The sequence below is a fragment of the Hymenobacter defluvii genome (assembly GCF_017589435.1).
In the GTDB taxonomy this organism is placed as follows: Bacteria; Bacteroidota; Bacteroidia; order Cytophagales; family Hymenobacteraceae; genus Hymenobacter; species Hymenobacter profundi.
On sequence record NZ_JAGETX010000001.1, the window covers coordinates 432,435 to 455,213 of the forward strand.

The window sequence follows — 22,779 nt, forward strand, 5'->3', positions numbered from 1 at the left end:
TTTTTTACCGCTTTTTCATGGAATATTCCGCTGATTCTTCGCTGGAACAAAAGCTGGCTAACTTCGACCCCAATGCCCTTGGTGACACGGCGGGCGGGGTGTATGGGCTACCCTTCACGGTGGAGGAAGCTCAAATGGTAATTGTGCCCGTGCCGTGGGAAGTCACTGTTTCCTACCGTGCTGGCACCGCCGAAGCCCCCGAAGCCATCCGCGACGCCTCATTGCAAGTAGACCTCTATGACCCAGACATTCCGGATGCCTGGCGCCTAGGTCTGGCGATGGAGGAAGTGGATGAGCACTGGGCTCAGGAAAGTCGTACCCTACGCGAGCAGGCCGCCAGCTACATCGGCTGGCTGGAGGCGGGCCAACCCGACGTCGATGCGACGCGTTTTGCCGGCACAGCCAACGCCATCAGCCAACGTGGCCAGGAACTGCTCACGTGGCTGAAAAACAAGACCGGCGCCCATCTCGACGCTGGCAAAGCCGTGGTCGTGCTAGGCGGTGACCATAGTACGCCGCTAGGCTACCTACACGCCCTAGCCGAGCGCCACCAGGAGTTCGGTATCCTGCAAATCGACGCGCACTGCGACCTGCGTCCCGCCTACGAGGGGTTCACGTATTCGCACGCTTCCATTATGCACAACGCCCTGCAACTGCCGCAGGTGAAGAAGCTAGTGCAGGTAGGCATCCGCGATTTGTGCCAGCAGGAGGCCGAAACCATCGACCAGTCGGGGGGACGCGTGGTGATGTTCCACAACCGTTTCCTGCGCGACGAGATGTACGCCAAGAAATCGTGGAAAAAGCAGTGCGGCAAGATTATCGCGCAGCTACCCCAGAAAGTATACATCAGTTTTGATATTGATGGACTGGATCCCAAGCTGTGCCCCGGTACCGGCACGCCCGTGCCTGGCGGACTGGAGTTTGAGGAAGCCGTATATCTGGTGCGGCAAATTGTGCGCTCGGGCCGCGAAATCATTGGCTTCGATCTGAACGAAGTAGCCCCCGGCGACACCGAATGGAATGCCATTGTAGGTGCTCGACTACTCTACAATCTGTGCAACTGGATGGCCGTATCGCAGGGCCGTTTGAAAGCGCGCAAAGCCGAATAGGTTATATAGCCGAACGCTAATGCTGTATTTGCGTATGAATGGACCAGCCTGCGGTTGCAGGCTGGTCTTTTTTTCTCTCCCTAACCCTCTCCAATCATGGGATTCATACTCAAACTACTGCTGACAGCCATTCTGACGTACTTACTGGCTGCGTTCCTACCCGGCGCGCACATCGATGGGTTCGGCTCGGCTATTTGGCTGGTTATCGTGTTGGCACTACTCAACGCGTTTGTGAAGCCAATTTTGCAACTCATTGGCCTACCCATCACCATCATCACCCTGGGCTTGTTCCTGCTGGTTATCAATGCCCTGATCATCATGCTGGCCAGCTATCTACTGAGCGGCTTTGAAATCAGCGGTTTCTTTGCAGCGCTACTGTTTAGCATAGTGCTGTCGTTGGTAACTACGGTTGTAGACAAGGTAGTTGACTAACTATCAATAAAGTCAAAGAAAAAGCCGGCTGCTCATACAGAGCAGCCGGCTTTTTCTTTGGCTTAGCGCTATATACTTACAGCCGCCGCAGCTGCGCACCCAACGCCGTCAGGCGCTTGTCGATGTGCTGGTAGCCGCGGTCAATTTGCTCCACGTTCTCAATCACGCTGCGGCCCTCAGCCGATAGCGCAGCAATGAGCAGCGCTACCCCAGCCCGGATGTCGGGCGAGGTCATGCTGATGCCGTGCAGGCGCGTGCGCTTAGCCAGCCCGATAACGGTGGCGCGGTGCGGGTCGCAGAGGATAATCTGGGCACCCATGTCGATCAGCTTGTCTACGAAGAACAGACGCGACTCAAACATTTTCTGGTGAATCAGCACCGTACCTTTGGCTTGAGTGGCTACTACCAGAATGATGCTGAGTAGATCGGGGGTGAGGCCAGGCCAGGTGTGGTCCGAGATGGTCAGGATGCTACCATCAAGGTAGGTATTGATTTCGTAGTGGTCCTGGGCCGGAATGTAAATGTCATCATCCCGAAATTCCAATTGAATGCCCAGCTTGCGGAACGTATCCGGAATCAGGCCCAACTCCGCAATCTGGCAGTTCTTAATGGTGATTTCGGAGCCCGTCATGGCCGCCAACCCGATAAACGAGCCGATTTCAATCATGTCGGGCAGCATGCGATGCTCAGTGCCGCCAAGGCTTTCCACACCTTCTATAGTGAGCAGGTTGGAGCCGATGCCGTTGATTTTGGCACCCATGCGTACCAGCATTTTGCATAGTTGCTGGAGGTAGGGCTCGCACGCGGCGTTGTAAATAGTGGTAGTGCCCTCGGCCAGCACGGCCGCCATCACGAGGTTGGCGGTACCCGTTACGGAGGCCTCATCCAGCAACATATAGGTGCCTTGTAGCTTGCCGTCGGTGCTGATGCGGTAGAAGTCGTTGCCTTCCAGTGTGAGCTTACCACCCAGTTTTTCGAGGCCCACGAAGTGCGTGTCTAGCGGACGGCGGCCAATTTTGTCGCCGCCGGGGCGTGGGAGCTGGCACTTGCCGAAACGAGCTAACATCGGCCCCAGAATCATCACCGAGCCGCGCAGCGCCCTACCCTGGGCCACAAAGGCTTCCGTATCGAGGTAGTCTAAATGCACGTCGTCGGCCTGAAATACGTAGGTGTCGACGCCAATCTTGCCCACCTTCACACCCATGTCGCGCAGCAGCTCAATGAGCTTGTTCACGTCGCGGATATCGGGAATATTGCTGATGGTGACTGGCTCGGCGGTGAGCAGCACAGCGCACAAAATCTGGAGCGCCTCATTTTTGGCGCCCTGGGGGATGATTTCGCCCTTGAGGGGCTGGCCGCCGATTACTTCAAAAGATGCCATTTTTTAGGAGCTAGTAGCTGATAGCGGTCGGCTATCGGCTTTTCAAGGCGTTGGGAGAGAAATTGAGGGGACAAAGCTAACAGCTAACTGCCATTAGCCAACAGCTAACAATAAAGCTTACTGCGGCGGCTGTTGCGGCTCCTGACGGCCTTTTTTACCGCGGCCGCGCTGTTTATCGCGTCGGTTATTATTGCCGGAACTACCGCGCCGGTCGTTGCGGTCGTTGCGGGGCTGCGGCACGATGAAAGGCGCCGGCCGGCCGTTGGTCGCAAATTCAAAGAGATTCTGCGCGTCTACCTGCGCCGGGTCGAGCGTGAGCTTACCTCCCGACAGCTCTTTCAGGTGCTTCAGGATGGTCACGTCTTTGGCGTTTTCCTTATTGTAGGAACGGTACAAAAATTTCATGGTCCGCCCGATGGTGATGGTGGCCTGTTCACGCTCCGCTGGGTCTTCCAACTCGGACGCCTGCTCAATCATCAGTTCCACGCCGCGGCCATAAGTTTTGAGCTTGGGGGCTTTGGCAGGGTAGGGGACGCGAGCAGGCTTGGCTTGGTTGAGGGTGCCCTGCATGGTTACGGGTGCGTCCACGTCCAGGTCCTCACCGGCCATAATGTAGAGGTGGTTCCAGAGCTTTTGCTGCACATCCTGCTGGTCGCGCAAGCTGGGTTGCAAGCGCAGCATCAGCTGCACCAGCTGCTGGGCGCGGCGGGTGCGCTCGTCGCGGTCTTCGATGGTGCTCAGCTGCTGCACCAGCTCGTAGGTGCTCTGGCCGTACTCGCGCACTAGCAAATTATGTTCAGTAGGGATAGTCATGAGGAAAGAAAACAACCGGAGGGTAGGAGATACACCTAGCGCACAGCGGTTGCCGTGCGCCAGTCAAGAAATGCCCTACTCCGATTTAGTGCAATTCGAGGTTAAATATACGGTAGGGAAGTATTGAGTTTTCAACTCAACATTTCCTCAATGCACTCGCAGCTTAGCGAAACTCAGGAGTAGCGTTTTTTCGCCTACCTCCTCAAACTTGATGGTTGCCTTAGTAGTACCATCCTGCTTTTCGAGCTTGGCTACGGTGCCGAAGCCGAATTTAGGATGTTCTACGCGTTGGCCTGTTTGCAGGCTGCTGGTGTCAGAGGGCTTGAAATCGGAAGGCGTTACGTATTTGGTAGCGACAGTCTTACGTGGAGCAGGTGGCACCAGATTGGAACGCCGCTCAAACACGTGCCCAAACGGCGACTCGCCCGCGCCCGGCCCGGCCGGCGTAGCGGCAAACTTGAAGTCAACAAACTGCGGGTCGATTTCATCCAGGAAGCGGCTTTTCTCGCAGCTGCGCAGGTTACCCCACTGGTAGCGCGAAGTAGCGTAGCTGAGCGTGAGCTTTTTCTCGGCTCGCGTGATGGCCACATAGAATAGGCGGCGCTCTTCTTCCAGATCGGCCCGCGAGGTAATCATCATCTGGCTAGGAAATAGGTTTTCCTCCATGCCCACGATGTACACGTTGCGAAACTCCAAACCCTTGGCTGAGTGAATCGTCATCAGCGTCACCTGTTCGCCCTCAGCCTGCGCGTCCTTGGTATCGGCATCCGTTACCAGTGCAATGTCCTGCAAAAACGCGCCCAGCGACTTTTCCTCGCGTTCGGGGTCTTCCACAAAGGCCTTGATGCCATTCAGCAATTCCTGAATGTTCTCGTAGCGCGACAGGCCTTCAATGCTTTTATCAGCATACAGTTCCTCAATCATGCCCGATTCCTTGGCAATCTGCTTGGCGGCCTCATACGCATCGTGGATGGCCGCTTTGGCGGTGTACTCCTTGATTTTTTCTCCGAAGCCCACCACTGGGTTAGACACGCGTGCGGGTAGGAACTGGTCGGCGTTGCTCACCACTTCCCACAAGGAGTGGTTGCTCTGCTCGGCCGCTTCCACCAGCTTGGCAATAGTCGTATCGCCAATGCCGCGCTTGGGGTAGTTAATCACGCGGCGCAGGGCCTGCTCGTCGTTGGGATTCACCGTGAGACGCAGGTAGGCCACCAGGTCCTTGATTTCCTTGCGCTGGTAGAAGCTCAAGCCACCCACAATCTTGTACTTGATGTTGAGCTTGCGCAGGGATTCTTCCATGGCGCGGCTCTGGGCGTTGGTGCGGTACAGGATGGCAAAGTCGTCGTAGGACAGATGCTGGTTCATCTTGTCTTCGTAGATGCTTTGCGCCACCAGCTTGCCTTCCTCATTGTCGGAAGCCGCTTTTAGCACCTCAATCAGCGTACCTTCCTCGTTGTCCGAGAAAACGTCCTTGCGCAGCTGGGCCTGGTTGTTTTTGATGACGGAGTTGGCTGCCCGTACAATGTTTTTAGTGGAGCGATAGTTCTGCTCCAACTTAAACACCTGCAACTCAGGGTAGTCTCTCTCGAAATTCAGAATGTTCTGAATGTCAGCGCCTCGGAAGGCGTAAATACTTTGCGCATCGTCGCCTACCACGCAAATATTGCGGTCCTTGGCCGATAGCTTGCGCGTGATGAGGTACTGTGAGTAGTTGGTGTCCTGATACTCGTCGACCATCACATACTTGAAGATGTTCTGGTACTTATTCAGCACGTCGGGGTGGTCTTTGAACAGGACGTTGGTCTGATATAGCAAGTCGTCGAAGTCCATGGCGCCCGCCTTGAAGCAGCGCTGCTGGTACTGTTGGTAGATCACGCCAATCTTGGGCCGCAACGCTGCCTCGTCGTCGGCCCGAATGGCTGGGTCGTTGAGGTATTGCTGCACCGAAATCAGCTTGTTTTTGGCGGCCGAAATTCGGCCCAGCACCATTCCTGGCTTGTAAAGCTTGTCATCCAGCTCCAGCTCTTTTAAAATCTGCCCTACCAGGGTCTTGGAGTCCTGGGTATCGTAGATGGTAAAGCTGCGCGGGTAGCCCATCTTGTCGGCCTCGGAGCGCAGAATACGGGCGAAAATACTGTGAAACGTGCCCATCCAGAGGTTTTTAGCCTCGGGGCCTACCACCTTCTCAATACGGGCGCGCATCTCGCGAGCCGCTTTGTTGGTGAAGGTGAGGGCTAAAATGTTAAACGAATCAACACCTTTTTCGAGCAGGTTGGCGATGCGATACGTAAGCACACGCGTTTTGCCGGAACCGGCGCCGGCTATAATCATGCACGGGCCCTCGGTCTGCATCACCGCGGCGCCCTGCGAAGGGTTCAGTAAAGAAAGATAATCTAAGGCCATGCGAAAAGCTAAGCGTTTTGGCGGGTTAGCAAAGATACGGCTTTGCGGGCGGCAGACGAAACGAAGTATCTTTGCGGTTCTTTTTCGCTTGTGTCATTGCCTTTCTACCCTATGTCTGCTGCTGGTCTTGCCAACGCTCCCACACCGGTTCCGCTGACCATTCTATGTCTTTCGGCCAGCTGGGGCGGTCTGGAAATTAACACCGTTAAGCTAGCCGGCTGGTTGCTCGAACGTGGTTGGCCCGTGGAGCTTATCGGGTTGGCCGGTTCGCCACTAGCGGCACAGGCACAGCGGCAGGGAGTGCCTATTTGCTACTTGTCCAACCCCCTGCGCGCCGTAGATGTTCCCGCTGCCTGGCGGTTGCGCACCGCGTTGCGGCGGCACGGCGCGCGCGTACTTATCGTTACGCAAAATCAGGACCTGCCTTTGGCGGTGCTCTGCAAACGGTGGCGGGCGCCGCACGTGCGGTTGGTATATCAGCAACACATGCAGCTGGGCCTCGCCAAGCGCGACTTGTTGCACACATTACGCTACCGGGCGCTGGATGCCTGGCTAACCCCGCTGCCTGGTCTGGCCCAGCAGGTAGGGGAGAAGACCCACATGGATATGCGCCGTGTGCACGTGGTGCCGTTGGGGATTGAATTGGAGCGTTTCCTGCATCCGGGTCTCACTACGCAGCAGGCGCGTGAGGAGCTTCAACTACCGGCCACGGGCCAACTGCTCGGCCTGATTGGTCGTTTCGACGAAGGGAAGGGGCAGCAATTTGTGGTGGAGGCCTTTCACCAGTTGCGGCGGCAGTTTCCAGAGCAAGAGTTGCACTTGGTGCTGGTAGGAGAGGTAACCAAAAATAATCAGCCCGCCAGCCACTACCGAGCAACAGTGCTAGATCGAATAAGGGAGTTAGAGCTGATGCCTTACGTGCACATTCGTGATTTCACAGACCAGCCCCAGGTCGCCTACCGCGCCCTCGACGTGTTTTTGGTGGCCTCTGTCAACGAAACATACGGCATGGTTACTATTGAGGCCATGGCCGCTGGCCTACCCATCGTGGCAACAGAAGCAGGCGGTACCCCCGAAATTCTGGTGAACGACGAGACAGGTATTCTCTACCCGCTTGGTGATACGCAAGCGTGGCTAACCGCAGTGGCCTGGTGCCTGCAACAACCAGCACAGGCGAAGGAAATGGGCCTGCGGGCCCAACAAACGGCCATACGTACCTACTCGCACCACCAGCAATGCGCACTAACGGAGGGTATTCTGTATCAGTTGTTGTAACCTAAAGCCGCCAACGAATGGTTATCTTTGCGTTTTGTTTTGTGTGACAACGCGCCACTCAGGAGCTGTTTGTACATTATCCTATCTCTGCGAACCTCAGCAGAAACCTACGCTATGATCATCATTCAGAATACCGTCATTTCCGACGATGTGCGCGACAACTTTTTCGTGTGCAACCTAGAAGCCTGCAAGGGTGCCTGCTGCGTAGAGGGCGACCTGGGCGCCCCCCTGGAGGAAAACGAACTGCGAATTCTGGAGCAGGAATATGAGGCCATCAAGCCCTACCTCACCGAAGCTGGCCGCGATGCCATTGAGCAACAAGGTCTCTACATCAAAGATTGGGAAGGCGATTTCAGCACTACCACTATCAACGACCGGGAGTGCGCCTACGCCCTCTACGACGAGCGCGGCATCCTGAAATGTGGTATCGAGCAGGCCTACCTGGCGGGCGCTACCACGTTCAAAAAGCCCATTAGCTGCCATCTCTACCCTATTCGTATCAGCAAGTACGAAGATTTTGAGGCGCTGAATTACGACCGGTGGGGCATTTGTAATCCGGCCTGTGCCTTTGGGGGCGAGCTAGGCGTGCGCGTGTACCAGTTTCTGAAAGAGCCGTTGATTCGGAAGTACGGTGAAGCGTGGTACAGCGAACTGGTGCAGGAGATTGAGGGTAGTGCGCAGGATTAATCCGGTAGGCGAAGTAAAGGCGAGTCTTCATCCGGTCCGGTTTCGATATCCTCATAGATAACGGCCAGCGAAACCTGGATATCGAGAGCTGACAGCGTAATCTTTTGCTGTAAATCTCTTGCAGAAGTCAGCAACCAGTTTTCATCTGCATGACGTGTGTAGTATTCCACAAGCCGGCGTCTCTGTGAAATAAGCACGTAGTGCTGAAGCGAAGGAATCTGCTGGTATTGTTGAAACTTCCAGCCTCTGTCGCGCGCCTCTGTAGAAGTTGAAAGTACTTCAATGATAAGCACTGGTTGATGCACAGTCCGTGGATCAGCATCGTTAGGGGCACAACTGACCACTACATCTGGGTAATTGTAGTGTTGATTTTCATCCACGGCTACCCGCACGTTTTCAGCAAAGACGGAGCATCCTCGTCCGCGCAATGCTCCGCGTAGAGCCACTACACAGTTCTGAATAATTAAATTATGTCTCTTTGTACCGCCTACTTTGTTTTCAGGCGTATCCAACGGAAAAATATCGCCGTGGTAGTACTCGTGCCGGATATCCGACGCCTCTTCTAATGCAAAGTATTCCTCCACCGTGTAGCGGCGCGTATAGTCAGGCTGGGTTGGCATAGGGTAGTGTATTTATACTTAGTAAAATAGCAAGATTAAACACAAAGAAGCGCCAGGGCTATCCCCAGCGCTTCTTTGTGTTGCTTGCATCGTCTTAAAATGACTTACAGCGTCGAAAAATCAAAAGACGATTCTAGGAACTTAGTGGTGAAATCACCGTCCCGGAAATTTTGATTGTCCATTAAGGCCAAGTGAAATGGGATGGTCGTTTTCACGCCTTCTACCACAAACTCAGAGAGAGCACGCTTCATCTTCACAATGCACTCCTCGCGGGTTTGGGCCGTGGTGATGAGTTTGGCAATCATCGAGTCGTAGTTGGGCGGAATAGTGTAGCCCGCGTACACGTGCGTATCTACGCGCACACCGTGGCCGCCAGGGATGTGCAGCGTCGTGATTTTGCCGGGTGACGGGCGGAAGCCATTCGTGGGGTCCTCGGCGTTGATGCGGCACTCCATGGCGTGCATCTGGGGGTAGTAATTATTACCCGTAATCGAGATGCCAGCGGCTACCTTGATTTGCTCCTTGATGAGGTCGTAGTTGATGATTTCCTCCGTCACGGGGTGCTCCACCTGAATGCGGGTGTTCATTTCCATGAAGTAGAAATCTCGGTTTTTGTCTACGAGGAACTCAATGGTCCCTACCCCCTCGTAGCCAATAGCCGAAGCTCCAGCTACGGCAGCTTTGCCCATCCGCTCGCGTAGCTCGTCGGTCATAAAGGGCGAAGGCGCTTCCTCCACTAGCTTCTGGTGGCGGCGCTGAATGGAGCAGTCGCGCTCCGAGAGGTGGCTGGTGTGTCCGTACTGGTCGCCAATTACCTGAATCTCGATGTGACGGGGCTCTTCTACGAACTTCTCCAGGTACACACCGTCATTACCGAAGGCGGCTTTGGCCTCCGTGCGGGCGTCGTTCCAAGCCTTCTCAAACTCCTCTTCCGAGTTGATGATGCGCATACCGCGGCCACCGCCGCCGGCCGTAGCTTTCAGGATAACGGGGTACTTAATTTTGGTAGCTACCTTCTTGCCCTGTTCCAGCGAGTCGAGCAGGCCCACGGAGCCCGGAATGCACGGTACGCCGGCCTTCAGCATCGTGGCTTTGGCCGAGGCCTTGTCACCCATCTGGTTGATCATCTCGGGCGAGGCCCCGATGAACTTGATGCCGTTTTCCTGGCAGATGCGCGAGAATTCCGCGTTTTCCGACAAGAAGCCGTAGCCAGGGTGAATAGCATCGGCGTTGGTAATCTCAGCGGCCGCAATCAGGCTCGGAATATTCAGGTAGGACAGCGACGAAGCAGGCGGCCCGATGCACACAGCTTCGTCGGCGAAACGCACGTGCAAGCTGTCTTTATCGGCAGTCGAGTACACGGCTACCGTCTTGATACCCATTTCCTTACAGGTGCGAATAATCCGCAGGGCAATTTCGCCCCGGTTCGCAATGAGGATTTTCTTAAACATGAGTGGGGTCTTGGGGTCTTAGGAGCTTGGGGTCTTAGTAGAAAAAGGAAAGGGTCTTGCGGACGTAGAGCTGGCAACAAACCAAGACCCTACGTCCCCAAGACCCCAAGACCCCAACAAATTACATCGGCTCAATCAGGAACAGCGGCTGGTCGTATTCAACGGGGGTAGCGTTGTCAACCATAATCTTCACCACGCGGCCTGCCTGCTCGGCTTCAATCTCGTTGAACAACTTCATGGCTTCGATGATGCAGATCACTTGGCCTTTCTCTACCAAATCGCCTACCTGCACAAATACGGGTGATTCGGGGCTGCTGCTACGGTAGAAGGTGCCAATCATCGGCGCTTTCAACGGCTGGTAGTTGCCAGCCGCGGATGCAGGTTCTGAGGCTGGAGCTGGCGGGGTCGTTGCAGTTGGAGCAGGAGCGGCGGGTAGGGCTGCTGCCGGAGCAGGGGCAGCCAGAGCTGCTGGCGCCGGAGCAGGGGCTGCGCTGCTAATCACCGGCTTGTAGCTAGGCTCGCGCTGAACCGAGATTTTAAATTCCTCGGTTTCAATGTTGACTTTGTTCAGGCCCGATTTGGCAATGAAGTCGATTAGGTCTTGTAGTTCTTTGGCTTTCATGAGCACGGTAGGTGGAGTTGCTGGCAGAATTACTTAACCCGCTCGACGTAGCTGTAGTCGCTGGTCTTGATGCGGATTTTGGTGTCGGTATCAATAAACAGCGGCACTTGAATGCGGGCGCCCGTTTCTACAGTGGCAGGCTTGAGGGTGTTGGTAGCCGTATCACCGCGCAAACCGGGCTCGGTGTACGTTACTACTAAGTCTACAGTGGTGGGCAGTTCGGCCGTGAGAGGCTGCTCGGTTTCGGCGTGGAACAGAATAGTTACTTCCTGACCTTCCTTCATCAAATCGGCAAAGGGTACCATAGCCTCGGGCAGCACTACCTGCTCAAACGAAGCATTGTCCATGAAAGTGTAGCCGTAGTCGTCCTGAAACAGGTACTGATGCGGGCGCTGCTCCACACGGGCGGTTTCCACCTTCACCCCGGCATTAAACGTGTTATCTAGCGTTTTGCCGGTTTTGATGTTGCGCATTTTAGTACGCACGAAAGCCGGTCCTTTACCGGGTTTCACGTGCTGAAATTCAGTGATGACGTGCAGGTCGCCGTTGTAGTTCAGCACGAGCCCGTTGCGGAAGTCTGCGGTAGTAGCCATTTCTTTTAATTAGGAATTAGGAATTTAAAATTAAGAATTGAAAAAATCAGGACGTGAAATTGGTCGCTATTATGGGGTGAAAACCTGTTGAAACGGTCAATCTTATACTTCCTAATTAGTAATTCTTAATTGCGCGAAGCGCTGTCGTATGCCCATTTCACATAGAGCGCGCCCCAAGTGAAGCCACCCCCGAAGGCCGCAAAAATGAGGTTGTCGCCTTTGCGGAGCTGCTGCTCGTAATCGGCCAAGCAAAGCGGGATGGTGGCGTTGGTAGTGTTGCCGTACTTTTGAATGGTAAGCATCACTTTCTCAGGGCCGATGCCCACGCGCTGAGCCGTAGCGTCGATGATGCGCTTGTTGGCTTGGTGCGGCACCAGCCAAGCGATGTCGTCGGCAGAGAGGTGGTTGCGGTCAGCTACCTGAGCGGCTACGTCGGCCATGTTTTTCACAGCAAACTTAAAGACAGCCGCGCCTTCCTGGTAGACGAAATGCTCACGGTTGGCCACCGTTTCGGCAGAGGGAGGACGGCGTGAGCCACCGGCTTTTTGGTGCAGGTGCTGCTCGCCGCGGCCGTCAGAGCACAGCTCGTGGTCGAGTAGGCCCAGGCCGTCGGTAGTAGGCTCCAGCAATACGGCGCCGGCGCCGTCGCCAAAAATGATGCAGGTAGAACGGTCCGTGTAGTCGATGATGCTCGACATCTTATCGGCTCCTACTACCACTACCTTCTTGTAAGTGCCGGTTTGGATGAACTGCGCACCCGTAGTGAGGGCATACAAAAAGCCCGAGCACGCGGCTTGCATGTCGAAGCTAAATGCTTTGGTGGTGCCAATGGCCGCCGAAATAATGTTGGCAGTGGCCGGAAAAACCAGGTCCGGCGTAGTAGTAGCGCAAATCAGTAGATCAATTTCCTCGGCGCGCGTACCGGTTTTGGCAAGCAGCTGTTCTACGGCTTTGATAGCCATCACTGACGTGCCCTGATTTTCGCCTTTCAGAATATGCCGCTCCTTGATTCCCGTTCGGCTTACGATCCACTCATCGGTAGTATCTACCAGAGTTTCAAGTTCTTGATTGGTAAGCACGTAGTCGGGTACGTAGGACCCTACTCCGGTAATGGCGGCAGTTATCTTCATCTTTGGGGGAGAGAGAAGCGCGGTAACACAAAGTCCGGCCGGAGCCGGACTAACGTCACTAAGACTTAAAGGTAGCTTTGATTTGGTCAGAAATACCGGATTCGGCCATTTGATAGCCTTGCACCAGCATGCTACAAATAGCGGTGGGTGTGCTTACACCGTGGCCGATAATCGCATTGTCGTTGATGCCTAGGATAGGGCTACCGCCAGCGGCTTCGTAGTTAAACTTTTCGAAGAACGGATCTACGATGGTATGACGCTCAACCAGAATATCATAAATCGACTCGGCCATTTTCAGCATCACGTTACCGGTATAGCCATCGCATACTACCACGTCCGCCTTGTCGTTGAACAGGTCGCGCCCTTCGATATTGCCAATGAAGTGGATATGCGGATTGACTTTCAGCAATTGATGAGCGGCTTGCAGCAGAGCAGTGCCCTTGCCTTCTTCCTCACCCAAATTCATCAGGCCTACCTTGGGGGTAGCAATGCCTAATACATATTGTGCGTAGAGCGAACCTAACTCGCCAAACTGCTCCAGCATCTCGGGTTTGCACTCGGCATTGGCGCCTACGTCCAGAAAGATGCCATAGCCACCGTGCAGCTTCGGAACAAAGTTGGCAATAGCCGGGCGCAATACACCAGGTACTGCCTTCACACTGAACATGGCACCAACTAGCATGGCACCAGTACTACCCGCCGAGCAGAATGCGTCTACCTCACCACTGTGTAGCATCCGGTAGCCTACGGCAATGCTCGAATCCTGCTTTTGCTGGTAGGCTTTTGCAGGGTGCTCGCCCATGGCAATTACCTGTGTAGCGGGGATGAAAGCCAGGCTATCGGCCGCTGCTCCATGTTGCTGGAGCAGCGGCCGTACAGCCTCCTCCTGGCCGATGAGCACAACTTGAGCTTTACCGGCTAGTTTCTGCGCGGCTAGCACGGCACCATCGACGGCAGCTTGGGGAGCGAAATCGCCCCCCATTGCGTCCAGGGCTATCTTCATGAACGGGTGTTAAGGAAGTCAAAGGTCAGGTTAATCGGCCGGGAGGGGCCAGCAGCGAGGGGCAGTGGGGGCTACTCTTCGTCTTCGGTCGGAGCCGCAGCCGATGCTACCGGAGCGTAGTCCTTGATAGCTACTTTACCGTTCAGGTACAGGTCGCCGTCTACCACGTAGGCCTTGTGACGCAGGTGCAGTTCGCCAGTGGTTTGGCAAGCCGTTACAGCTTTAGGAGTCAGTTTGTAGTGGGTACGGCGTTTGTCACGTACGGCGGAGGAGGTGCGGCGCTTAGGATGAGCCATGGTATTGAAATGTTAAATGTTGAGTGTTAAATGTTGAATGACCAAGCGCTAATTCAGGTTGCGCAATGCGTTCCAGCGGGGGTCAGTGTAGTCGTCGTCATCGTCATCTTCGCCCTCGGTGCGAGTCGTGAAGATGAGTTTGCTGTCGGCATCAGGATTTTCGTCGGGCTCGTTCTGGAAGCGCGGGTGCAGCTTCTTCATCGGAATAGCCAAACCGATATAATCAAATAGGTGCTGCGCAATGGGTAGCACTTGCGTGTCGGACGTAATTTGCAGTACGTCCTCGTCCAGCTCAGCGTAGGTGTCGCCGAAGCGCACCAAGAGCTGCCGTTGCACGTCAATCGGCTGATCGAAATCATCTAGGCTTCGGTCGCAGGTGACCTGCACGGTACCTTTGATGTGAAAGTCGAGGGTCATCAGGCGGTCCGTCTTGAGCAAGTCCAGATCCACGTGCAGGTTGCCTTCCTGAATCAATTGCTGATCAAATCGGGCGAAGAAGTCCGGCCCCAACTCAAATGCATAGTGATGCATTTTATCCGCCAGTTTGGCGATGTTGAGGTCAAATTGAGAGTCTTTTTTCACGGTCGACTGAATAGCAGGGGGCAAAAGTAGAAAGATTTCCGCGGTTTGTGAAGGTGCGGTCAGACGCGGAAAAGGGCTTAGGCAGTTTTCAGAATAAATTCCGGACTAATGCCCAGGCGTTCGTAGAGCTTTTTGGCCAGGTCCAGCGTCACGCGTCGCTTGCCACTCAAAATCTGGGACAGCCGGCCGGCCGGCACCTCCAGCAACTGAGCCAATTCCTTTTGCTTGAGCTGCAAATGCTGGCGCTTCAGCTCAATCATTTCGGCCAGCGTGACGGGTAGGCTGGGCAGATGTTGCAGTCGGGTTTCGTACTGCGCCAGTGCCGTTACCAGTGCCTGCGTTTCCTCCCCCGCATCTGCCACCGCCAGCAAGGCATCCAAACGGCGCAGCGCCTGGCGATATTGAGCTGGAGTGGAAAGCGTCATGCGACTGAAGAGCAACCGGTTTTTAAAAGCTGGTGCAAAGGTCGTGAATAAATTTCAGACGTGAAATAAAGTTTCGATTTTGGAAAGATTTTATAAAGCTCGTGTAGATGATAGTGTGTTATAAAACAACGCGTTGCGCGGAAAGTTATGTGTGCAAAAAGGTGTTTGTAAATCGAAAAAAGAACTGAATTCGTTTACTCAGTAGCATGGCTTCAGGGCTTTTAAACAACCCCAACGCCATAAGTGCCGTGACGTGGTTGGCTCGATACGGTTAAAACAGATCGTCCTTTACCGGCGCCGTGTAGGGTTGGGGTTTACTATCCGTTTGGGGTAGGCCGAAGTAGAAGTAGAGCGTACGTTTCTTCGGCGCGTCGCCGGCGCGTACGTGGTTCAGCTCGCCACTTGGGCCAAGGTTCGGGGTGTTGGTGTCGATGTTGAGGGCCAGCTTGGTGCCCAGCGGCGGAATGGCATCCAGAAACGACAAGTTGCCAACGGGTAGGGCCGCAAACGACTTCACGCCCGACAGCCCATAGAACTCGAAGCGGCGCACGTAGAGGCCAGGGTCGGGACTGGCAACCAGGAACTTGCCTTCTACGGTGTTCATTTCTAGCCACACCACATCGGCAAAATAGCCCTTAAACTCAGGGTAAATCCAAGGCGCGGCGCCGGTTTGGGTGTTGTTGTAAGGGTTTTCCCATACATTGAGGCCCACGCCTTGCAAGCGGTTTTTCCAGACGCGGCAGGGGCCTTTGCCCAGCCATTTGGCCCCTAGCACGTAATTTTCGGGGTAGGTGAAGCTCACGCCTTCAAACGGGTAGTCGCCGGCAGGTAGGGCATATTCGTAGTCGAGCTGCAACCAGCCCGAACTGTGCATCTTCCAGCGCACGGCTTTCAGGTCGCCGGTGTAACGGGCTTCCACTACCTCGCCGTCGGCCTCGGTGCGGTGCATGAGGCTAGTGAAGGCCGCCTTGCCGCTCACCATCACCGGGCCGTTGGCAAAGGACAGTTTGTCACCGTTGTTGCCCTTGATGCCCGTAATGTGGCCATTAGTTTTGTTGAAGGTTACGCTGATGTTGCTGGCCGTCAGCGTCAGGGTCGAGTCGGTTTCGGCTACCTGTACCGCGCCTTTGGCGGGGGTAGGGAGCACACCGCTGAGCAACTGCGTGTTGGAGCCGGTTTTCCAGGTCCAGCGCTGCACCAGGTTTTGCTGCGGATCGTAGGCCGAAAGCACTAGCGCGTCGTACTGCTGCCAGTTTTTGGGCAGGTCCAGCTTGAGCTGACCAGTGGCCAGCGGAGCTACGGCAGGGCTTTTAGCAGTGCCTTTCTGCTGACTGATGTAACCCGTAAACGGGTCGGTGGGCTTACGAAAATTCACCAGCTCCCACCGAAACGCGCACTGATTCAGGTTCAGGAAATGGTAGCGGTTTTCCACCGGTACTGTGCCCTTAAACTTGGCTGGCAGCTCCGTCAGGCTGATTTTAACAGGTGAATAAATGTCGCGAATAGCGTAGAAGCTGCCTTCCTTTTCGCGGTGCGGCCCCACCACGCCGTCGGGTGCATTCACCCCATTCACGTCGATGATGCCGCGCTGGTCGGTGCGCACGATGCCCTCATCCACCAACGCCCACAAAAAGCCTCCGCCCGAGCGCGGCGACTTCCAGTGTAACTCCCAGAAATCGGCCAGCGCGGTGCCACCGCCACCGTCGTCCTGGGAGTGCAAAAACTCAGTGGGCATGTAAATGAGCGAGTCCTGGAGGATTTTTTCAGTGCTGTAGTAGTTCTCATAGTGGTTGGTGTCGATGCCGTTGTGCTGGTTGCCGGGGCGGTGGTGGGCGTGGATGACGGGCCGCTTGGAGAAGTCGTAGAGCGCATAATCGTCGTCCAGCTCCTTGTTGGTGCCGCCTTCGTTGCCATTGCTCCAGAAGATAATACTAGGGCGATTGGCGTCGCGCGTCACCATTTCGCGCACCAGCGGCGCGCCGGCCTTGGTGCTGTAGGCCTTTTGCCAGCCGGCCAGCTCGTCGAGCACGTAGAGACCCAGCGAATCGCAAAGGTCTAGGAACTTCACGTCGGGCGGGTAGTGCGACATGCGCACAGCGTTCATATTCATCTGCTTGATGAGACGCACGTCGGCCAGCTGGATGGAGTCGTTGAGGGTGCGGCCGGTTTCGGGCCACCAGCTGTGGCGGTTGGTGCCTTTCAGCTTCACCTGCGTGCCATTCACGAAGATGCCCTTGCCCCGCCGTATTTCGATGGTGCGAAACCCAAACCGGTCGGTGGTCTGGTACAGCGTATTGCCGTTCGATTTCAGGCTGGTGCGCACGCGGTAGAGGGTAGGCGTTTCGGAAGTCCACTGCAAGGGCTTGCGCACGGTGGTGCGAAGCGTTACGACCGTATCGTTGGCAGCCGTGGTGGCCTGCGCCGTTCCAACGATTTTGCCCGCTGCATCCAGAATTTCGGCCTGTACCTGGGTGTTGGTTGGTACGTTGCGTAGGTAGGCCTGCATCCCGAAACGTCCGTCGGCTTGCCCATCAACCGAGGTGCGGGTGATGAACTGTTGGGGGTAGGCCTCCAGGTACACGGGCCGAAAAATGCCGCCGAACACCCAGTAGTCAGCCAGGCGCTCGGCGTTGTTTACCGATTGGTCTGCCGACATCTTGCTCACCGTCACTTCCAGCAGGTTGTCCTGACCATTGGAGCGCAACTTGTCGGTGATGTCGTATTTGAACTCGTAGAACGCGCCTTGGTGGATGGGGCCGGCCAACTGCCCGTTGATGTTGACCTCGGTATCGGTCATCGAGCCCTCAAACACAATAAATACCCGCTTCTGCTGCCAGCTGGCCGGTACCCGAAACGTGTGCTTGTACTTGCCCTGCTCATCGGCAAAGCGGAAATGCTTACCGTAGGTTTTGTAGTCGCGGCCGTAGTTATAGGCGCCAAAGCCTTGCTGCTCCCAGCACGAGGGCACCGCAATTTTAGTCTAGAAACCGCTTTTTCGGCCGCCGGTGCAGTAGAAATCCCACTGCACGGTAGGGCGGTTGTCGCGGCCCGAGAGATACTGTACCTGCTTCTGCGGAGCGCCCGACTGGGCCAGAGCTGGCTGGGCGCAAAATCCGCCGAGGATCAGCAGCAAAACGAAAAATAGCTTCACTGGAAGTAGAATAGGAATGAGAGGAAAAGCCGTGCCCGGCTTGGTAGGTAAAGTACCTACTAAGCCGGGCACAAACTATCCGGTAGTGTCCTGTATCTGGTGGCGGCTACCACACTACCACTTGGCCGGCGCGCTGGCGCACCAGGTCGCAAGCCATATATAAGGCTTCGCGGAAGGAGGTAGGGTCGGCGCGGAACTGACCGGCCAGGCCGTAGGCCGTGCCGTGGTCGGGGGAGGTGCGCACGATGGGCAGGCCCGCCGTGTAGTTCACGCCGCGCTCGAAGGCCAGCGTTTTAAACGGCACCAAGCCCTGATCGTGGTAGAGTGCCAGCGTGGCATCGAACTGATGATACTGCCCGGTGCCGAAGTAGCCATCGGCAGGGTAGGGGCCGTACACGAGGTGGCCTTCCTGCAAAAACTGCTGAATAACGGGCGTTACAATTTTGCCTTCCTCCGTGCCCAGCAGACCATTTTCGCCGGCATGCGGATTCAAGCCCAGCACGGCCACGCGTGGTTTCTCAATCCCGAAATCCTGCCGCAACGAGTTCAGCAGGATTTGCAGCTTGGTGCGCAGCAGCTCGGGCGTGACACGGGCGGCCACGTCTTTCAATGGAATATGCCCCGTGAGGGTAGCCACGCGCAGGTCGTCGCTGGCCAGCAGCATCAGGCTTTCGGGCGCTCCGAAGAAACTAGTTAGAAACTCGGTGTGGCCGGGGTAGCGAAACTCGTCGGACTGCGTATTCTCCTTGCTGATGGGCGCCGTAACGATGCCATCGAGCAGGCCGTCTTTCAGGTCGCGGCAAGCAGCCACTAACGACTCGCGGGCGGCCGTGCCGCTGGCCTGGGTAGGCTGGCCGGGCGTGAGCACGAAGTCTTCCTCCCAGCACGTCACGGCGTTGAGTTTGCCGGGGTCGATATCAGCGGCCGAGCGCACCTGCCGGAACGTGAGCGGTCCTATCTGCTCATCTACCGGAAAATCGTCGAATAGCGACGTAGCCATGCCATACACCACAGGCGTGCAATACTTCAGCAAACGCGCGTCGAGGAAGGTTTTATAAATAATTTCCGGCCCGATGCCGGCCAAATCGCCAACGGAAATGCCGATGCGGGGGAGGTGGCTCATGGAAATGGTGAAGTTGTGGGTTGTGAGTTTTCGGTTTCCGTGGGGTAGCGTCTGAAAATCGTCTGTCATCCTGAGCGGAGCGAAGGATCTTCTCACGTCTGAACGATAATAGTAGCAATGACTTGTTCAGACGTGAGAAGGTCCTTCGCTCCGCTCAGGATGACAGAGGGCTTTTTGAGGACTTATAAAACCGCTTACGCCTGCGTTTTCAGGAAATCGTAGAGCAGGCGCACGGTGGTGCCGGTGCCGCCTTTGCCACGGTAGCTGTCGGGCGCCATGAGGTAGGCGGGAGCAGCAATATCCAGGTGAATCCAGGGGTAGCCCTCGGCGAAGCGCTCCAGGAACTTGCCCGCCGAAATAGCACCCGCTTCGGCGCGGCCCAGGTTCTTGATGTCGGCAATGTCGGACTTGATGTGCTCGGCGTATTCTTCCCACAGCGGAAACTCCACCACGCGCTCGTGCACGCGGCGGCCCGACTGCTGGAGCTGCTGCATGTAATCGTCGGTGGTGCCCATGCCCACAATGCCCTCCTGCCCGATGGCGCGAGCGGCAGCCCCGGTGAGGGTCGCCATATCAATCACCAGCGCGGGGTCGTATTTCTTGGCGAAGGCCAGCGCGTCGGCTAGAATCAGGCGGCCTTCGGCATCGGTGTTCAGTACTTCCACGGTTAGGCCGCTGTACATGGTCAGTACGTCGCCGGGGGCGAAGGCAGGGCCGCCGGGGCGGTTGTCGGTGGCTGGCACCAGGCCGATGACGTGCAGCGGCACCTGGTTTTTGGCCAGGGCGTAAAGCGTGCCCACCACGGCCGCGCCGCCGGCCATGTCGCACTTCATCATGTCCATGCTGTTGGGGGTAGGCTTCAAGCTGAGGCCGCCCGTGTCGTACACCACGCCCTTGCCTACCAGCACAAACGGCTTGGCGTTGGTGGCGCCCTCGGGCTTGTACTCCATAATAGTGAAGGTAGGCGGCTCGGGCGAACCTTGGTTCACGCCCAACAAGCCGCCCATGCGCAAGGCTTCAATGCGCACCAAATCCAGAATTTCGGTCTGGAAGCCGGCTTCTTCGCCCGCCGCAGCCATGCGTTCAGCAAACTGCGTAGCGTTGAGCTTATTATACGGTGCGTTCACCAGGTCGCGGGCCAGGAACACACCCTCTACTACTGCTTGCAGCTCCTGGACCAGTTGAGTCGTGAAGGCTGAACCGGTGAGGTACACCTGCGCCAGGGTAGGGGCTTGCTGCGACTTCTCATCGGTCTTATAGCCTGCAAACTGGTAGGCACTCAGGGCGATGCCCTCGGCCAGGGGTAGGGCGCCGGCCGAGTCGGAGGTGAGGTCCTGCACGTAGAGTGCGGCTACTTTGTCGGTTTTCAGGCGGGCGTACATCTGGTGGCCGCTTTTGCGCAGGGCCTCGGCCGCGAGGGCAGGGGTAGCCTTATCGGCGGCCACCACGAAGTAATGCTGGTGCGTGAAGTGGTTGAGGCTGATGAGCTTGCTGTCCGCAGCGAGCTGGTCGTTGACGTACTGTCGAGCCACATCGGGCAGGTCGGTAGCGGCAGCATCGGGCAGTGTGGTGGTGCCGGCGGGTAGGATGAAAACGGTGTCGGCAGCAGCGGGCGCGGTGGCCGCGTAGGTGAGTTGGAGAGACATAAAGACAGTAGGAGAAGTACTGAAAGTCGAAAGCGAGAACAACAGAGCCGCTCAAAACGGCGGTTTCGGGCGTATCTTTGGCAATTCGCAAGGTAGGCACTTTGCCCGGCCTTTTCCCTAAACGCCTCGCCCGTGGATTCTGTTAGAGCCAAAAAACACTTAGGTCAACACTTTTTGGCCGACCCCAACATTGCCCGGCGCATCGTGGAGGCGCTGCGCCTACCCAACGGTGTGCGCGAGGTGCTCGAAATTGGTCCCGGCATGGGCGTACTTACCGGCACGCTCCTGCAAAACCCGGCTTACCGCACGTCGGTGGTGGAAATCGACCGCGAATCAGTAGCCTACTTGCAGCAGCACTTTCCGGCGCTGGAAGACCGCATCATCTCCGCCGACTTCCTACGCCAGAATCTTGACGAGCTGTTCCCCGGCGAGCCGCTGAGCATCATCGGCAACTTTCCCTACAACATCAGCAGCCAGATTTTCTTCCAGGTGCTGGCCCACCGCCAGCAGGTGCGCGAGGTGGTAGGGATGATACAGAAGGAAGTGGCCGACCGCCTGGCCGAAGGACCCGGATCCAAAACCTATGGTATCCTGAGCGTGCTGTTGCAGGCATTCTATGAAGTTGAATACCTGTTCACGGTGCCGCCGCACGTGTTCAACCCGCCGCCCAAAGTGCAGTCGGCCGTTATTCGCCTCACCCGCAACGCCACCGAGCACCTGGGCTGCGACGAAAAACTGTTTTTTCAGGTAGTGAAGCAAGCCTTTCAAACTCGGCGCAAAACGCTGCGCAATGCTCTTAAGCCTTTCGGTATGCCCGCCGAGGCTACTACGGATGCCGTGTTCGACAAGCGCGCCGAGCAACTAGGGGTAGGGGAGTTTGTCGAACTGACGAAGTGGGTGGAACAGCATAAGCAATAGACCCTACCTCGCCTGTCATCCTGAGCATGTGGCGCATCAAGCCACATGCTCAGGATGACAAAGCTTACAAACGGCGCTACTCTCTCAAAGCGGATCCTATCTTTTAATCCTTACTCTTCATTCTTAACTTGAAAACCTGTCTCTGCATCGACGAAATGCACCCCAGCCTACCCGACATGCTGGCAGAAATTGGGGTGCAGCTTCACTACCGGCCCGACCTTACCGCCGCCGAAGTGCCTGCCGCCCTGGCTGCGCATCCTTATGATGGCCTGATGGTGCGCTCCAAGCTGCGCATCACCGCCGCGCTGCTGGCGCACGGCCCGGCGCTGCGCTGGGTAGCCCGCGCCGGCGCTGGTGTCGATAATATTGATGAAGAGGCTTTGGCCGCGGCCAACGTGACCTTGCTGAATGCCCCCGAGGGCAACCAGGACGCCGTGGGCGAGTTTGCCGTAGGCTTGCTGCTGAGCGTGTTGCGCAACATTGGCCGGGCCGACCGCGAGGTGCGCGCCGGGCAGTGGCGGCGCGAGGCCAACCGCGGCGAGGAGGTAGGCGGCAAAGTAATCGGACTGATAGGCTATGGCCACATGGGCAAGGCGTTTGCCCGTCGTCTTGGGGGCTTCGGCTGCACCGTGTTGGCATACGACCACGACCCCAACTGCGCCCCCGACCAGTTTGCTACCCTTGTTTCGTTGGCTGAACTGCAACAGCGGGCCGAGGTGCTGAGTTTGCACATTCCCTATTCGGCGGCCAATCATCATGTAGTGAATGAGGAAATGCTGACGGGATTCCGCAACGCCATCTGGCTGCTGAACACGGCGCGCGGCGAGGTGCTGGACCACGCCGCCTTGGTGCGCCAACTGGCTACTGGCCAGGTGCGCGGTGCCGGCCTCGATGTGCTTGAAAATGAAAAGCTAGCGACCCTCACGCCTACCCAGCGCGCTACCCTTGATGCGCTCGAAGCCGACCCCAACGTGCTATTTACGCCGCACATCGGCGGCTGGACGCACCAATCCTACCACCGCATTAATGAGGTTTTAGCTCGCAAAATCCACGATTTCCTGCGCCGGCACGCAGGGTAGACGCATTGCCTCGCTGCTACCAGATCGAGCCGGTGCCCGT

22 protein-coding genes are annotated in these 22,779 nt (G+C 56.5%); 6 read left to right on the top strand and 16 right to left on the bottom strand.

Annotation, left to right across the window (positions count from 1 at the left end; translation table 11 throughout):
* Nucleotides 1-17: 17 nt before the first annotated feature.
* Together J4D97_RS01685 and J4D97_RS01690 are read left to right on the top strand one after the other, a co-directional pair.
* Nucleotides 18-1,109: an agmatinase family protein gene (locus J4D97_RS01685; protein ID WP_208306096.1), complete on the top strand. Its 1,092-nt coding sequence runs from the start codon at nucleotides 18-20 to the stop codon at nucleotides 1,107-1,109.
* Between the two features lie 96 nt (nucleotides 1,110-1,205).
* Complete coding sequence (locus J4D97_RS01690) at nucleotides 1,206-1,541, top strand: phage holin family protein (protein WP_208306097.1); 336 nt, start codon at nucleotides 1,206-1,208, stop codon at nucleotides 1,539-1,541.
* Between the two features lie 76 nt (nucleotides 1,542-1,617).
* On the opposite strand, the gene murA is transcribed toward J4D97_RS01690, so the two are convergent.
* From murA to J4D97_RS01705, 3 genes are all read right to left on the bottom strand, one after another.
* A complete protein-coding gene (gene murA / locus J4D97_RS01695; RefSeq protein ID WP_208306098.1) occupies nucleotides 1,618-2,922 on the bottom strand; it encodes a UDP-N-acetylglucosamine 1-carboxyvinyltransferase in 1,305 nt (434 codons plus the stop codon).
* A gap of 117 nt (nucleotides 2,923-3,039) precedes the next feature.
* A complete protein-coding gene (locus J4D97_RS01700; RefSeq protein ID WP_185283323.1) occupies nucleotides 3,040-3,735 on the bottom strand; it encodes a DUF4290 domain-containing protein in 696 nt (231 codons plus the stop codon).
* Nucleotides 3,736-3,882: 147 nt separating this feature from the next.
* The gene (locus J4D97_RS01705) at nucleotides 3,883-6,138 is read right to left on the bottom strand and encodes an ATP-dependent helicase (protein WP_208306099.1); all 2,256 of its coding nucleotides are present in this window, start codon (nucleotides 6,136-6,138) and stop codon (nucleotides 3,883-3,885) included.
* 111 nt (nucleotides 6,139-6,249) lie between these two features.
* Here J4D97_RS01705 and J4D97_RS01710 point away from each other — a divergent pair, with 111 nt between their 5' ends.
* Together J4D97_RS01710 and J4D97_RS01715 are read left to right on the top strand one after the other, a co-directional pair.
* Nucleotides 6,250-7,413, top strand: a complete 1,164-nt coding sequence (locus J4D97_RS01710; protein WP_208306100.1) for a glycosyltransferase family 4 protein — start codon at nucleotides 6,250-6,252, stop codon at nucleotides 7,411-7,413.
* Nucleotides 7,414-7,527: 114 nt separating this feature from the next.
* Entirely contained in the window at nucleotides 7,528-8,100 is a 573-nt protein-coding gene (locus tag J4D97_RS01715) for a DUF3109 family protein (RefSeq protein WP_208306101.1), read from the top strand.
* Here the strand turns inward: J4D97_RS01715 and J4D97_RS01720 are convergent.
* The 13 genes from J4D97_RS01720 to J4D97_RS01780 form a co-directional block, all read right to left on the bottom strand.
* Nucleotides 8,097-8,720, bottom strand: a complete 624-nt coding sequence (locus J4D97_RS01720; RefSeq protein WP_208306102.1) for a Uma2 family endonuclease — start codon at nucleotides 8,718-8,720, stop codon at nucleotides 8,097-8,099. The genes J4D97_RS01715 and J4D97_RS01720 overlap by 4 nt on opposite strands.
* Before the next feature lie 104 nt (nucleotides 8,721-8,824).
* Nucleotides 8,825-10,171, bottom strand: a complete 1,347-nt coding sequence (accC, locus tag J4D97_RS01725) for an acetyl-CoA carboxylase biotin carboxylase subunit (protein WP_208306103.1) — start codon at nucleotides 10,169-10,171, stop codon at nucleotides 8,825-8,827.
* 121 nt (nucleotides 10,172-10,292) lie between these two features.
* On the bottom strand, nucleotides 10,293-10,793 hold the full coding sequence (gene accB / locus J4D97_RS01730; RefSeq protein ID WP_208306104.1) for an acetyl-CoA carboxylase biotin carboxyl carrier protein: 501 nt from the start codon (nucleotides 10,791-10,793) through the stop codon (nucleotides 10,293-10,295).
* Between the two features lie 29 nt (nucleotides 10,794-10,822).
* Nucleotides 10,823-11,386: an elongation factor P gene (gene efp, locus J4D97_RS01735; protein WP_187317753.1), complete on the bottom strand. Its 564-nt coding sequence runs from the start codon at nucleotides 11,384-11,386 to the stop codon at nucleotides 10,823-10,825.
* A 125-nt stretch (nucleotides 11,387-11,511) separates the two neighbouring features.
* Entirely contained in the window at nucleotides 11,512-12,516 is a 1,005-nt protein-coding gene (locus tag J4D97_RS01740) for a beta-ketoacyl-ACP synthase III (RefSeq protein WP_208306105.1), read from the bottom strand.
* A 58-nt stretch (nucleotides 12,517-12,574) separates the two neighbouring features.
* Entirely contained in the window at nucleotides 12,575-13,519 is a 945-nt protein-coding gene (gene plsX, locus J4D97_RS01745) for a phosphate acyltransferase PlsX (RefSeq protein WP_185283332.1), read from the bottom strand.
* A gap of 71 nt (nucleotides 13,520-13,590) precedes the next feature.
* Nucleotides 13,591-13,815 (bottom strand): 50S ribosomal protein L32, encoded by a 225-nt coding sequence (gene rpmF / locus J4D97_RS01750; RefSeq protein ID WP_185283333.1) that lies wholly within the window; start codon nucleotides 13,813-13,815, stop codon nucleotides 13,591-13,593.
* 48 nt (nucleotides 13,816-13,863) lie between these two features.
* A complete protein-coding gene (locus tag J4D97_RS01755) occupies nucleotides 13,864-14,397 on the bottom strand; it encodes a YceD family protein (RefSeq protein ID WP_185283334.1) in 534 nt (177 codons plus the stop codon).
* Between the two features lie 77 nt (nucleotides 14,398-14,474).
* Nucleotides 14,475-14,822, bottom strand: coding sequence for a helix-turn-helix domain-containing protein (locus tag J4D97_RS01760; RefSeq protein WP_185283335.1), 348 nt, complete (start codon nucleotides 14,820-14,822; stop codon nucleotides 14,475-14,477).
* A 271-nt stretch (nucleotides 14,823-15,093) separates the two neighbouring features.
* The gene (locus J4D97_RS01765; RefSeq protein ID WP_208306106.1) at nucleotides 15,094-17,790 is read right to left on the bottom strand and encodes a glycoside hydrolase family 2 protein; all 2,697 of its coding nucleotides are present in this window, start codon (nucleotides 17,788-17,790) and stop codon (nucleotides 15,094-15,096) included.
* Between the two features lie 12 nt (nucleotides 17,791-17,802).
* Nucleotides 17,803-17,973, bottom strand: a complete 171-nt coding sequence (locus tag J4D97_RS01770; protein ID WP_208306107.1) for a hypothetical protein — start codon at nucleotides 17,971-17,973, stop codon at nucleotides 17,803-17,805.
* Nucleotides 17,974-18,079: 106 nt separating this feature from the next.
* Nucleotides 18,080-19,096 (bottom strand): 4-hydroxythreonine-4-phosphate dehydrogenase PdxA, encoded by a 1,017-nt coding sequence (gene pdxA, locus J4D97_RS01775; RefSeq protein ID WP_208306108.1) that lies wholly within the window; start codon nucleotides 19,094-19,096, stop codon nucleotides 18,080-18,082.
* 194 nt (nucleotides 19,097-19,290) lie between these two features.
* Nucleotides 19,291-20,742: a leucyl aminopeptidase family protein gene (locus J4D97_RS01780; protein ID WP_208306109.1), complete on the bottom strand. Its 1,452-nt coding sequence runs from the start codon at nucleotides 20,740-20,742 to the stop codon at nucleotides 19,291-19,293.
* 132 nt (nucleotides 20,743-20,874) lie between these two features.
* On the opposite strand from J4D97_RS01780, the gene rsmA reads away from it, so the two are divergent.
* Nucleotides 20,875-21,660, top strand: a complete 786-nt coding sequence (gene rsmA, locus J4D97_RS01785) for a 16S rRNA (adenine(1518)-N(6)/adenine(1519)-N(6))-dimethyltransferase RsmA (RefSeq protein ID WP_208306110.1) — start codon at nucleotides 20,875-20,877, stop codon at nucleotides 21,658-21,660.
* Between the two features lie 128 nt (nucleotides 21,661-21,788).
* Nucleotides 21,789-22,739, top strand: coding sequence for an NAD(P)-dependent oxidoreductase (locus J4D97_RS01790; RefSeq protein ID WP_208306111.1), 951 nt, complete (start codon nucleotides 21,789-21,791; stop codon nucleotides 22,737-22,739).
* Nucleotides 22,740-22,779: the final 40 nt, after the last annotated feature.